The following is a 12,527-nucleotide window of genomic DNA, read 5'->3' as shown; positions in this document are numbered from 1 at the left end:
ATGGAGTAGGGTCGGAAGGCTTGAATTTTGGGGCACACGTTTACCGGCTGACCAGCTCGCCGCGGAAGAAGACGTCCTTGACGTCGAGATTTTGATCCAGAACCACCACATTGGCCCGCTTGCCGGGCTCCAGACTGCCCACCCGGCTGAAGATACCGATGGCCATAGCCGGGTTGACGGCGGCGGCCCGCACGGCATCCGCCAGGGGGATGCCGAAGGATACAGCGGTCTTCATGCACTTCATCAGGTCGGTGACGGAGCCTGCCAAGGTGCCGTCGCTCAGGGTAGCCCGGTTGCCCTTGACCTGAACGGCCTGACCGCCCAGGGTATAGTCGCCGTCAGGCATGCCGGCGGCCCGCATGGTATCGGAAATCAGGATGACCCGCTTGGAGCCGAACATCTTGAACACAGCCCGCACCACCGAGGGGTGGATGTGCACGCCGTCACAGATGAGCTCCACATTGCACAGGGGGGTGTCCAGGGCGGCTCCCACCACACCGGGGGCCCGGTGGCTGAAGGCCGGCATGGCGTTGAACAGATGGGTCACCTGCCGGGCCCCCAGACGGAAAGCCTCCATAGAGGTGTCATAGTCCGCCGTGGTATGGGCGATGGACACGGTGACTTCTCCCTCCACCGCCTCAATAAACTCCATGGCACCCGGCTCCTCCGGGGCAATGGAAACGAGCTTGACCAGTCCCTGGGAGGCGGCCATCAGGCGGCGGAACATAGCCACGTCGGGGGCGTGGAGCCACGCGCCGTTCTGTGCGCCCTTTTTGGCCATGGAGAGGAAGGGTCCCTCCAGATTGATGCCGCAGAGGGCGGCGCCGGGCTTATCGGCGGCCCGATGGGCGGCGGCCACCTGACAGATCTTGGTGAGCTGCTCCTCCGTCAGGGTCATACCGGCAGGGCAGATCTGGGTGACCCCCCGGGAGAGCTCATATTGTGCCATAATCTCCAGGCCCTCTGGTTCGGCGTCGGAGAAGTCCCGGCCCATGCAGCCGTGGAAGTGGACGTCGGTGAGACCGGGGATCACATAGCAGCCGGAGGCGTCATAGGTCTTCCCGTCCGCGCTGGAGCCAGAGAGCAGGCGGCCGTCAAAGCAGATGTCCCGCTGGACAAAGCCCTCCTGCAGGTCGAACACTTGAGCGCCGGTTATCCGCATACGGTCACACCTGCTTCCACCAGCTTGTGAAGGGCGGCCTTGTCGCCCACCAGAGTTACGTCAGGATGGAGCTGGAGCACAGAGGCGGGAACCTCCTTGGTCACGGGGCCCGTAAACGCCTTGCAGACAATGTCCGCCTTTTCCTCGCCGCTGACCACCATCAGGATGCGGCGGGCGTTCATGATGTTCTTGATACCCATGCTCAGGGCGTGGCGGGGCACCTCATCACGGCTCTCAAAGAAACGCTTGTTGGCCTCAATGGTACTCTCGGTCAGATCCACCACGTGGGTCTCCAGGCCGAAGTCGTCGCCGGGCTCGTTGAAGGCGATGTGGCCGTTATGGCCCATGCCCAGCAACTGGAGGTCAATGCCGCCCAGCTCCGCAATGAGTTTATTATAGGCCGCACACTCGGCATTGGGGTCCTTGGCCAGGCCGTTGAGCACGTGGGTGTTCTCCGGATGGATGTCAATATGGTCGAAGAGATTGTCCTGCATGAAATAGCGGTAGCTCTGCTCATGGTGGGGGGACAGCCCGAGGTACTCGTCCAGGTTGACGGAGCGGGTCTCCGCGAAGGACAAGTCGCCCTTCTTATACCACTCCACAAGTTGCTGATAGAGCCCTACGGGGGTACCGCCGGTGGCCAGACCCAGCACGCAGTTGGGCTTGTAGATCACCTGCGCAGAGATAATGTTGGCCGCCCGGCGGCTCATGGCCTTGTAGTTTTCGGCTTGATAAATGCGCATTGCAACCATCTCCTATCTTTACAGAGTGGGACGGGCGCAGCCTACGCCCGCCCCTGGGGCGTTCCAATGGATCAGCAGAACTTAGCCACGGCGGCGGCGATCATAGCGTGGGCCTCGTCCACTACAGCCGCATCGCTGTCGATCAGGGCGGGCATGGGCTTGCGGACCGAGCCGCAGGGCACGCCGTCCTTGGCCAAAATTGCTTTCTGTACGGCGTACAGGTTGCCGTGGGCGGAGCACATCTTGTAGATGATGTGGTCAATCTCATTCTGGATCTGGCGGGCCGCCTCCATCTCACCCTTCTGGAAGTGCTCATACACCTTCAGGAAGAGCTCGGGCATAACGGCATAGGTACCTCCGATGCCGGCGCAGGCGCCCATGGCCAGACCGGAGATGAACTGCTCATCGGGCCCGTTAAAAACGAGCAGATCCTCGTCATGCCACATCTGGATATCCTGGGTTGGCATGGAGGAGTTCTTCACGCCGATCACACGGGGGTTTTTCTTCATCTCCCGCAGCAGAGAGGTGGTCAGGGCCACCCCCGCCAGTTGGGGGATGTTGTAGATGACAAAGTCGGTGTTGGGGGCGGCGGCGGAGATATCATTCCAGTACTGGGCGATGCCGTACTCGGGCAGGTGGAAGTAGATGGGAGGAATGGAGGCAATGGCGTCCACCCCCAGGCTCTCCGCGTGGGCGGCCAGCACCTGGCTGTCGGCGGTGTTGTTGCACGCCACGTGGGCGATGACAACCACCTTGCCCTTAGCCTCGGCCATCACGTTCTCCAGCACCACCTTGCGCTCCTCCACGCCCTGATAGATGCACTCGCCGGAGGAACCGCCCACATACAGGCCGTTTACGCCCTTGCCAATCAGGTGGCGGGTCAGGCCCCGCACCCGCTCCGGTGAGATATTCCCTTCCTCGTCATAGCAGGCGTAAAACGCGGGGATAACACCGTGGTATTTCTTCAAATCGCTCATGATAGTATCCTTCTCTCTTCTCAATCAGAATCTCATTTTATAGAGGCTCCGTTCTTTTGGCGGCACATTTGTAGCGCAGGCTCCGCTGGCTGTGCCAGCGGAGGGGCAGCACGAGCGGCGCGTCAGCCCTTGACTGCTCCCATGGCTATTCCCTGGGTAAAGTACTTCTGGAACGCGATGAACACCACGATGATGGGGATGGCCGCCAGGGCAGCACCGGCCATGATGAGGCCGAAGTCGGAGGACATCTCGCCCTGTAGGTTGGCAATCGCCAGGGGCAGGGTCCACTTCTCCTTACTGGTCAGCATAACCAACTGAAGGAAATAGTCATTCCAGGTATTGACAAAGGTAAAAATGGCCAGAGCGCCGATGCCGGGCTTGATCATGGGGAACACCACGCTGAAGAAGGTCTTCAGCTCCCCGGCGCCGTCCACCCGGGCAGCCTCCAGAATTTCATTAGGGATCGTCTCAGAGAACTGCTTCATCAGGAAGACACCGAAGGGCCAGCCCACGGTGGGCAGGATGACCGCCCACAAGGTGTCACTCAGGTGCAACAGCTTCATCTCCTGAGCCAGAGGGATAACAATGACCTGCTTGGGCAGAGCCATGGCGCAGATGATAATGGTGAACAGGATGGCCCGGCCGTAGAACCGCTTCTTACCCAAGGCATAGCCGGCCAGAGCAGCAGTAATACAGGTCAGGAGCATGGCCATGGCAGAGATGAACACAATATTAAACAGCCACAGAAAAGCAGGGTTCTCAAACAGGCGGGCATAGTTGTCCACAGTGGGGTTCTGGGGAAACCAGATGGGTACGCGGGAATTGATCTCGATGACATCTTTGAATGAACCGGTGACAATCCAGTACAGGGGGAACAGGAAGAAGATCACCAGCAGGATCAGAATTACCACGGCGACGGCCTTATAAGCCGTAGAAGTGCCGCTCAGATCAGTTTTTTTCACTTTGACTGTGGTCGTATGTGCACTCATTTTCTCACTCCTTCCTTAGTCCGTCTTCGCCACTTTGAACTGGATGGCGGAGAAAATGGCGATGATAATGGCCAGAACAACACCGATCGCGCAGGCATAACCCAGATCGTTCAGCCGGTAAGCGGTATCGTAGACCTGATACATGATGGTCATGGTGGAGTTCAGCGGCCCGCCCTTGGTCAGCAACTGGATCAGCGCAAAGCACTGGAAGGAGTTGATGGTCGTGATAACCAGCACGTAGAGGGTGGTAGGCATGATCTGGGGCCACTTGATCTTCCAAAAGACCTGAAGCTTGGTGGCGCCGTCCACTTGGGCGGCCTCGATAAGGGACTGGTCTACGTTGCCCAGTGCCGCCACATACAGCACGATGGGTTGGCCGATGGAGGTGGTAAACAGGATCAGGATGATGAACCAGAGGGCCGTGCTCTGGGTGCCCAACCAGTCAAAGCCGGTCGTGCCCGCCACTTGGTTAAGGATGCCGTTGTAGGGATTCAGAATCCACTTCCACACTACCGTGATGGCCACCGATCCGGTGACCACCGGCAGGTAGAACACACAGCGGAAGAAGGAGCGGGGAATGGAGTGCATCTTATAGATGGCGGAACTCACCCACAGGGAGAAAGCGGTGACACAGGGCACCGCCACCACCACGATAATCAGTGTATTCAGGAAGCCCTTGTGAAAAATAGGGTCCTGAAAGAGCTTGATATAGTTCTCCAGTCCTGCGAACCCCTTGATACCGCCCAAGCCATACTTCGTAAAGCTGTAGAACAGGCAGATGAACATGGGCACGACCACGAAGGTCACGAAAAAGATCAGGCTGGGCAGCAGGAACAGATAGGCGGAGATGGTCTCTCTCCGCACCAGGGCGCGGCTCATGCCGGAGAATTGGGACTGCTTTTGCTTTTTGGGCTTCCGTCCGGCCTGGGCCGTCACGGTATTTTGCGCCATGAGTGTCTCCTCTCTTTCAAGTGGTATTTGCCTTTCCTTTCACCGGTGTGGTAAAAAGAAGCTGTGCCCGCCCCCTCTCAGCAGGGAGCGGGCACAGGTGTGCGCAATTCAAATGCGTTGATCGGGCTCTCAGCCAATGTTTGCGTTGGCCTGCTGCACAAAGTTGTCGGCCGCAGCCTGCACGTCAGCGCCGGTGGTCATAATCTCAGCCAGCATGGGCCACCAGTAACCGCGCTGCTCGGTCCAGCCGCCGGTCAGGTTGTAGTAGCGGCCCAGGTAGTCGCTCATCAGGGCAAAGGGCGCGCGGGTCTCGGCGTCAGCGTCGCCGGCATAGACGTCACCCCAGTCAGCGTGGACAGGGAAGAATCCAGTGGTCTTCACCGCCTCGATGCCGGTGGTCTGGTCGTCGCAGACAAACTGCACAAACTTCTTGGCGGCCTCAATCTTGGCCTCATCCTTGTTGTTGAACACGCCGAAGCCATAGGGGCCGGCCATCTCCAGCTCGGGCTTGCCGTCGTCGGAGGGGAAGGCCATGGCAAAGGGAGTGAACTGGGTCTGCTCAGCATACTGGGTGTAATTGGAGTAGTTCCAGCAGAAGGACACGGCGCAGGTCTGGTTGGCAAAGGCCTGCAGCTCGTCGGCCGCGGCGAAGCTGGCATTGGCGGACATGGAACCGTTGTTCACCATATCCTGCAGCAGCTTGAGAGCCTTGACGTTGTTCTCGCTGTTAGCGAGGTAGGAGGTGCCGTCCTCATTGACATAGTAGTCGGAGTACAGGTTGTTGACGAGGGCGCGGGTACCCTGGTCCCCGCCTTGGGCTCCGCAGTAGATGATGCCGGGGGTGGCAACGTTGACGGTGCCCGCCGCCGCGGCGTCACGAACGGCCTCCATGGCTTTTACGAAGTTGTCGGTGGTCCAGGTGCGGGTTTCCTCGTCGATATACTGGAGGGCACCAGCCGCCTCAAAGACATCATAGTTGATAGCCATGCAGTGGGCGGCTACGCTCAGGGGGTACATGTAGTAGGTGCCGTCCAACTGAGACACAGAGGAAATGCCCTCGGGAATGTCGGAGCCGCCATTCTCCCACAGGTCGGACAGGTCCACCATCAGGCCCTCACGGGCGTAGTTGCCCACGATACGCTCGGGGCCCTCAAAGATGATGTCGGGGCCGGTGCCAGAGGTGATGGCGTTGGTCAGCTTCTGGTCGCCGTCCTGATAGTTGATGGGAGTGACAGTGATCTTGACGTCGGGATTCTGCTCATTGAATGCGGCGATGATGGAATCCCAGTTGGAAGCGTCGGTGAAGCCACCGATGTTGAACGCCCACAGATTCAACTCAACAGCGCCGGTGGAGCTGCCGCCGGTCTCGCCGCCGGGCGCGGGGGACTCACTGTTACCCTGGGAGCCGTTGCCGCAGGCGGCCAGCCCCAGAGTCATACCGGCGGCGAGCAGGAGCGCAAGAGGTTTCTTCATGTTCATTGTTCTTCCTCCTCATTTTCGATAAATTTTTCTTTCCAGGACATCTCGTCCGTTGTGTAGATTGTATAATTCCGAGGGTGTTTTGTCAATATGCTTTTCGAAGAAAATTTTATTTCTCATAAAATTCTGCAAATTTCTTTCACGTTTTGCAATACGCGGTCAAATGTGCTTGTCTGAAAGCACCTCCGCCACGGCCTCCCTTGTCTCCGCACTGCCCTGCACATCCCTGCGGCACACCTCATGGAACAGCACGTCCATCAGGTAGAGCTGTGCTACACGGGCCGCCACCGAGCCGCCCTGGAGGGGCCCCTCCAGAGAGCCGCACTGAAGCACTACGTCGGCATAGGCCGCACCGGGGGATTTGGGGAACCGGGTGACCAGGATGGCCACCGCTCTCCGGTCCCGGATGATTTTCAGGTTTTTCAGCAGCTCCTCCGTGGAGCCGGAGTAGGAAAAATACAGTACCACGTCCCGGGCCGTCAGGTGGGAGGCGGCGATGGCCTGCATGTGGGAATCCAGCACCGCGTAGAAGTTGGGCCGGGCGGTGCTGAACAGATGGGCGCACTCCTGGGCCAGGATCATGGACCCCCCCTGCCCCATGCACAGCACCTTTTCCGCGGAAAAGAGCAGGTCCGCCGCCTTCCGGACGCTGTCCGGGCGGATCAGTTCCACCGTCTGGGCCATGGCATCCCGGTCAGCGGCGTAGAGCTTCTGACACAGCTCCTCAATGCTGTCTTCCGGTCGGATCTCCCCTGGTACGGTAGGGGCTTCCACCCGCCGTGCCGTGGAGTTGGCTACGGCAAGCTTGAAGGCGCTGTACCCCTTGTAGCCCAGCCGCTTGCAGAAGCGGGAGATAGTGGCCTCCGCCACGCCGGCCTCCTCCGCCAGCTCGGAGATGGACATGAACTGGGTCTTCTGCTGGTGAATCACCGCATAGTCGGCCACCTTCTTTTCCGCGCTGGTCAGCTGGTAGTATTCACTGTTGATCTTTTCAAATACATTTCCAAAGGGCATAACTGCCCCCTCACTGTCCGGCCAGGAGCTGTCCCAGCATCTGGTCACACATCACCAGCATCCGCGGCAGGTGGAAGGGCCCCTTGAACGTACTGCCCTTACAGGCGGGCATGGTGGGCTTGCCGTCCCGGCGCAGGTAGCCGTACCAGTCGCCGTATTCGGGATCGGAGAAGTGCTCCTTGCAGTAGTCCAGGGTGCGCTCAAACCAGGTCAGGTACTTCTCGTCGCCGGTGTCGCGGTAGATCATCAGGCTGGCGATGAGGATCTCGTCGTGGGGCCACCAGAGCTTCATGTCGTGCTCATAGGCCTCAGGGGGACGCCCCAGGCAGTCGATGAAGTAGAGCAGGCCGCCGTACTCGTAGTCCCAGCCGGCCTCGATGGCCTGGTCAAAGATTTTGACCGCCACCTCGTGCTGCTTCTTGTCGCCCTTCCGGTTGGCGTCTTCCATCAGGAACCAGGAGCACTCGATGTCGTGGCCGGGGTTGACCACCCGGCCCTCGGTCACGTCGCCCCGGAACTCGCCGTTGGGACCGACGCTCTCCAAGGTGCAGCCCAGCTCCGGCTTGTAGTGGTAGCGGAAAATCTCATCCACGCACTGGGCGGCCCGCTCGCTGTAAAGCGCGTCCTGCTCGGGGTCCACCCGGCGCAGGACCGAGGTGATGTTCAGATAGATCATAGGGTTGGCCAGGGCGCGGCCGGAGCGGGTCTCTGGGATGGTCTTGGGGCCCATCCCCGTGGGGTCGGCGATCAGCCCCTGGTTCAGGTTCCAGATCAGGTCGTAGGCCGCGCGGGCCCGCTCCAGGCAGGCCTTGTCGCCGGTAACACCGTAATACTCGGCGTTGGCGATGGCATAGAAGCCCTCGGAGAAGCAATAGCGGCGCTGACGCAGCGGCTTGCCGTCGCCGGTGACGGTGAAGTACATCCGGTTGCCCGCCGCCCGGTTGATGCAGTACCGCTCCATGAAGTCCAGGCAGCTCTTGCTGGCGGCCAGCCACTCCTCCTTCACTCCATACACGTGGCACAGATAGGCGAAGATCCAAGCGCAGCGGCCCTGCATCCACACACTCTTGTCCGTGGAGAACACCTTTCCCTCCCGATCCAGACAGGTATAGACGCCGCCGTGCACCGGGTCCATGCCGTTTTTCATCCAAAACCGGATGCTGCGCTCCAGTTCCTCCTGAATCCACTTCTGGTGACTCTGTAAACGAGCCTTATGATCCATAATGTCAGATCCCACCTTTCGCTGATTGGGAGAGGTCCCCCATTTGCCTCCATCATAACCGCCCTCCCCCCTCCCGTCAAGAGAATTTCGAAAATTATTTTCAAAACCCTGAAAATATGCTTGACAGATTCAAAAAAACTGATAGCCTATAGGGGAAGGAACCTGTCTGTTTCCCACAAAAAAGGAGGGCTTATGCAATGAAGCATCTTGGAATTGAAGTCCCAGTAAAAAACGTGCCGGAACTGGACTCCGGTTTTCTCCCCCTGGGAAAGTTCTGCACCGCCTTTCTGAAGGACGCCAAAAAGCCGCTGGACATCGCGGTGGAGCGGGCCGGAGGTGAGGTAGCGGTATACAAAACCTTTATCCACGGCACTCCGGACATGGCCGAGGCCGACATCTACTATGTGGACCGCATCATCAAGATGCTGCTCTGGATGAAGGGCGGCTTCAAGGTGTACCTCAGCGGCGATCAGGCCGTATATGAGGCCATGAAGGCCACCTACCGCGTGGGCGGCGCCCGCGCCTTTGACGCCGACTTCATGTCCAACGTCTATGAGAAGCCCTTTGAGGTGGTGTACTGCGACCAGGTGCCTGCCGAGAAGAGCAATCCCCAGGCTGTGGGCCGCCACTTGGGCGGCTGCCGCATCGGCTTCGATGCCGGCGGTTCCGACCGCAAGGTGTCCGCCGTCATCGACGGCGAGCCGGTCTTCTCCGAGGAGGTCGTCTGGTTCCCCAAGACCACCTCCGACCCCGACTACCACTATGAGGGCATCGTCTCCGCCCTCAAGGCCGCCGCCGAGCACATGCCCCGGGTGGACGCGGTGGGCGTCTCCTCCGCCGGCATCTATATCGAGAACCGCACCATGAATGCCTCCCTGTTCCTCAAGGTGTCCAAGGAGGACTTTGACGCCAAGGTGAAGGACATCTATATCCGCGCCATCCGCGACACCTTCGGCGACGTGCCCTATGTGGTGGCCAACGACGGCGATGTGTCCGCCCTGGCCGGCGCCATGAACCTGGGCGAAAACAGCATTCTCGGCATTGCCATGGGCACCAGTGAAGCGGTTGGCTATGTGGATTCGGACGGCTGTATCACCGGTTGGCTCAACGAGCTGGCCTTCGCCCCGGTGGACGTGTCCCCCAACGCCATGGAGGACGAGTGGTCCGGCGACATCGGCTGCGGGGTCAAATACTTCTCCCAGGACTCCGTCATCAAGCTGGCTCCCGCCGCCGGCATCAGCCTGTCCGCCGACCTCTCCCCCGCTGAGAAGCTCAAGGAGGTCCAGAAGCTGATGGACCAGGGCGGTTCCCCCGCCGAGGCCATCTACCGCTCCATCGGCGTGTACCTGGGCCACTCCCTGGCCCTGTACCACCACTTCTACGGCTTCAAGCACGTGCTGCTGCTGGGTCGCGTCATGTCCGGCCGGGGCGGCGACATCATCCTGGACACCTGTAAGAAGGTGCTGGCCGACGAGTACCCGGAGGTGGCCGGCCTCATGAACCCCACCCTGCCCGACGAGAAGGCCCGCCGTGTAGGCCAGTCCGTGGCCGCCGCCTCCCTGCCCGAGTTGAGGTAAGCGGTGAAGCGCCACATCGTCTGCCTGGGAGACTCCAACACCCATGGATACTGCGCCGATCCCGCCGACTGCGCCGACGGCTCCCTCCGCCGCTTTAATGAATCAGAGCGGTGGACCTGCCGCCTCCAGGCTGCCCTGGGAGAGGACTTTCTGGTTCTCGAGGAGGGGCTACCCGGACGCACCACCGTCTTTGACGACCCGGTGGAGGAGAGTTTGAGCGCCCTGCCCTACCTCTATCCATGCCTCATGAGCCACGCGCCGGTGTCCCTGCTGGTGGTCATGCTGGGCACCAACGATACCAAGGAGCGGCTGGGCGCCAACGCCTGCGCCATCGGCAAGGGCCTGCGCCGCCTGGTGCGGAAGGCACAGTCCATCGACTGCTGGGCGGGCGGGCAGCCCAACCTTCTGATTGTCGCCCCGCCCGCCATCGGAAAGGGAGTGGAGCGATCTCCCGTGGCCCAGGAGATGGGACTGGGCTGCGTGGAAAAATCCCTGCGCCTGCCCGGCCAGTTCCGGGCGGTCGCCGCGGAAACCCGCTGCCACTTTCTGGACGCCAATGCCCTTGGCTTGGCGCACAACCCCATTGACTTCATGCACCTCACACGGGAGAGCCACGCCCGGCTGGCCGCCGCGCTGGCCGAGCGGATTCCCACACTGTTCTGAACCCACAGGCCCGGCGAACTGTCGCCGGGCCTGTGACAAAAAGGAGGCCCCTTCATGGCCGCAGGCATTTTTAATCCGGAAAACGACTTCTGGCGTCTGATCGAAAAGCTGGTGGATCTCTTTCTCCTCAGTGTGTTCTGGCTGGTCTGCTCTCTGCCCGTGTTCACCCTGGGGCCCGCCACCGCCGCCCTCTACCGCACAGTGGCGCGCTGTATCCGCGGCAGCGAGCGCAAGAGCTGGAGCCTGTTTTTTCGTACCTTCCGGGAAAATTTCAAGGTTGGCGCCCTGACCACCCTCGTGGTGGTGGCTGTCGGTGCGGTTTTGTTCGTTCTCTATACCCTGCTCTATCAGACTGCATCGCTCAACCGCGCCGGCTACATCCTGTTTATGGCCTACTATGTGTTTCTTTTGTTGCCGCTGGGCCTGCTGTGCTACCTCTTTCCCGTCCTCTCCCAGTTTGAATTCGGTGTGGGCGGCCTCCTCTCCAACTGCGCCAAGCTGGCCATCGCCCACCTGCCCTCTACGATCGCCCTGGCGCTGCTGCTGTATGCCGCCCTGACGGTGTGTCTCAACTTCTTCCTGGCCATCGCAGTCACCCCCGCCCTTCTGGCCCTGCTCCACTCCCTCCTTCTGGAGCGCATCTTCGCCCCCTACATCCGCCAGCAGTTGGGAGAAGATGACAATGACACTTAAAAAAACAGCCTGTCGAATACATGCTTCGACAGGCTGTTTTTTGTTTCTATTTCTCCGCCAGCAGCTTATTGAGTTCCGTCATAAAGGTGCCGATGTCCTTAAACTGCCGGTACACCGACGCGAAGCGGACATAGGCCACCTCGTCCACCTCTCTCAGCCGGTCCATCACCAACTCCCCAATCTTCGCCGAGGGGATCTCCCGGTCCATGTCGTTCTGGAGAACCTGCTCAATTTCGTTGGCAATCTCCTCCAGCTTTCCAAAGGGCACCGGGCGCTTCTCACAGGCCCGGATCATGCCGTTGAGCAGCTTGCTTTTGTCAAATGTCTGGCGGCTGCCATCCTTCTTGATGACCACCAGAGGCAGACTCTCCATGGTCTCATAGGTTGTAAACCGCTTATGGCACGCCAGGCACTCCCTGCGGCGGCGGATACTGGCCCCCTCATCGGAGGGCCGGGAATCCACCACCTTGCTCTCCGGATGGGCGCAGTACGGACATTTCATGGTGTCTTGCCCCCTTTGCTTCATTTTAAGCTATGATGGTTCATTATAGCATAAAAGTGCAGCCTGTGGTATCCCCATTTGAGAAAAAAATTTCCGTATGATTTTGTTTTTTCCGGGTACACTACAATCAGCGAAAGCGAGGTGAGCTTGATGCAGAATCAGAATCCGGACCAGATGAAGGCCCGCAGCCAGAATGGTCAGAACAAGACCAATGGCCAGAATGCTCAGAACAAGAAGAAGGAGCAGGCTCAGAACAAGAACAACCAGCCCAACCAGTTCTGACTTTGAGCCATGGGCCGGGGCTCCGCCCCGGCCCAATTTTTCTTTCCAAATTTTTTTCATTTTTCTATTGACATTCTGCGCCATTTTGGTATAATAACATGCGTGCTCACGAGAGAGCAGTAAAAATAGCGGGTTTGTGTAAGGGTAGCACAGCAGACTCTGACTCTGTATGTGAGGGTTCGAATCCTTCACCCGCTGCCAAAGCTCCGTAACCTTTCGGTTACGGAGCTTTTCCTTGGTAAAAAACGGCGGCGCATCCGAATGGATGCGCCG

At 59.7% G+C, this 12,527-nt stretch carries 13 protein-coding genes and 1 tRNA gene; 5 read left to right on the top strand and 9 right to left on the bottom strand.

Features of this window, described 5'->3' with window-relative positions; genetic code table 11:
• Positions 1 to 40: 40 nt before the first annotated feature.
• The 8 genes from nagA to HMPREF0372_RS02995 form a co-directional block, all read right to left on the bottom strand.
• The gene (gene nagA / locus HMPREF0372_RS03030; RefSeq protein WP_007488874.1) at positions 41 to 1,162 is read right to left on the bottom strand and encodes an N-acetylglucosamine-6-phosphate deacetylase; all 1,122 of its coding nucleotides are present in this window, start codon (positions 1,160 to 1,162) and stop codon (positions 41 to 43) included.
• Positions 1,153 to 1,905, bottom strand: coding sequence for a glucosamine-6-phosphate deaminase (nagB, locus tag HMPREF0372_RS03025; protein WP_039996583.1), 753 nt, complete (start codon positions 1,903 to 1,905; stop codon positions 1,153 to 1,155). Before nagB ends, nagA begins: the two co-directional genes overlap by 10 nt.
• Before the next feature lie 71 nt (positions 1,906 to 1,976).
• The gene (locus HMPREF0372_RS03020) at positions 1,977 to 2,882 is read right to left on the bottom strand and encodes a dihydrodipicolinate synthase family protein (protein WP_007488871.1); all 906 of its coding nucleotides are present in this window, start codon (positions 2,880 to 2,882) and stop codon (positions 1,977 to 1,979) included.
• Between the two features lie 122 nt (positions 2,883 to 3,004).
• On the bottom strand, positions 3,005 to 3,871 hold the full coding sequence (locus tag HMPREF0372_RS03015) for a carbohydrate ABC transporter permease (RefSeq protein WP_007488869.1): 867 nt from the start codon (positions 3,869 to 3,871) through the stop codon (positions 3,005 to 3,007).
• 15 nt (positions 3,872 to 3,886) lie between these two features.
• The gene (locus HMPREF0372_RS03010) at positions 3,887 to 4,822 is read right to left on the bottom strand and encodes a carbohydrate ABC transporter permease (RefSeq protein ID WP_007488866.1); all 936 of its coding nucleotides are present in this window, start codon (positions 4,820 to 4,822) and stop codon (positions 3,887 to 3,889) included.
• A gap of 129 nt (positions 4,823 to 4,951) precedes the next feature.
• On the bottom strand, positions 4,952 to 6,301 hold the full coding sequence (locus tag HMPREF0372_RS03005; RefSeq protein WP_007488864.1) for an ABC transporter substrate-binding protein: 1,350 nt from the start codon (positions 6,299 to 6,301) through the stop codon (positions 4,952 to 4,954).
• A 159-nt stretch (positions 6,302 to 6,460) separates the two neighbouring features.
• Positions 6,461 to 7,315, bottom strand: coding sequence for a MurR/RpiR family transcriptional regulator (locus tag HMPREF0372_RS03000; protein WP_007488862.1), 855 nt, complete (start codon positions 7,313 to 7,315; stop codon positions 6,461 to 6,463).
• Positions 7,316 to 7,325: 10 nt separating this feature from the next.
• Entirely contained in the window at positions 7,326 to 8,537 is a 1,212-nt protein-coding gene (locus HMPREF0372_RS02995) for an AGE family epimerase/isomerase (protein WP_007488861.1), read from the bottom strand.
• A gap of 197 nt (positions 8,538 to 8,734) precedes the next feature.
• Between HMPREF0372_RS02995 and HMPREF0372_RS02990 the strand changes: the two genes are divergently transcribed.
• The 3 genes from HMPREF0372_RS02990 to HMPREF0372_RS02980 are packed head-to-tail and all read left to right on the top strand — an operon-like array spanning position 8,735 to position 11,470.
• On the top strand, positions 8,735 to 10,114 hold the full coding sequence (locus HMPREF0372_RS02990; protein WP_007488859.1) for an ROK family protein: 1,380 nt from the start codon (positions 8,735 to 8,737) through the stop codon (positions 10,112 to 10,114).
• 3 nt (positions 10,115 to 10,117) lie between these two features.
• Positions 10,118 to 10,777 carry a GDSL-type esterase/lipase family protein gene (locus HMPREF0372_RS02985; protein WP_007488857.1) on the top strand — a complete coding sequence of 220 codons (660 nt, stop codon included), beginning with the start codon at positions 10,118 to 10,120 and terminating at the stop codon, positions 10,775 to 10,777.
• A 54-nt stretch (positions 10,778 to 10,831) separates the two neighbouring features.
• Positions 10,832 to 11,470, top strand: a complete 639-nt coding sequence (locus tag HMPREF0372_RS02980) for a DUF624 domain-containing protein (RefSeq protein ID WP_007488855.1) — start codon at positions 10,832 to 10,834, stop codon at positions 11,468 to 11,470.
• 46 nt (positions 11,471 to 11,516) lie between these two features.
• Here the strand turns inward: HMPREF0372_RS02980 and nrdR are convergent, their stop codons facing one another.
• Complete coding sequence (gene nrdR / locus HMPREF0372_RS02975; protein WP_009259925.1) at positions 11,517 to 11,972, bottom strand: transcriptional regulator NrdR; 456 nt, start codon at positions 11,970 to 11,972, stop codon at positions 11,517 to 11,519.
• Positions 11,973 to 12,122: 150 nt separating this feature from the next.
• On the opposite strand from nrdR, the gene HMPREF0372_RS20980 reads away from it, so the two are divergent.
• Together HMPREF0372_RS20980 and HMPREF0372_RS02970 are read left to right on the top strand one after the other, a co-directional pair.
• Positions 12,123 to 12,254: a hypothetical protein gene (locus HMPREF0372_RS20980; RefSeq protein WP_009259926.1), complete on the top strand. Its 132-nt coding sequence runs from the start codon at positions 12,123 to 12,125 to the stop codon at positions 12,252 to 12,254.
• 127 nt (positions 12,255 to 12,381) lie between these two features.
• Positions 12,382 to 12,455, top strand: a tRNA-Gln gene (locus tag HMPREF0372_RS02970).
• Positions 12,456 to 12,527: the final 72 nt, after the last annotated feature.

Source organism: Flavonifractor plautii ATCC 29863 (assembly GCF_000239295.1).
In the GTDB taxonomy this organism is placed as follows: domain Bacteria; phylum Bacillota; class Clostridia; order Oscillospirales; family Oscillospiraceae; genus Flavonifractor; species Flavonifractor plautii.
This window is presented reverse-complemented; position numbering and strand designations above follow the sequence as displayed.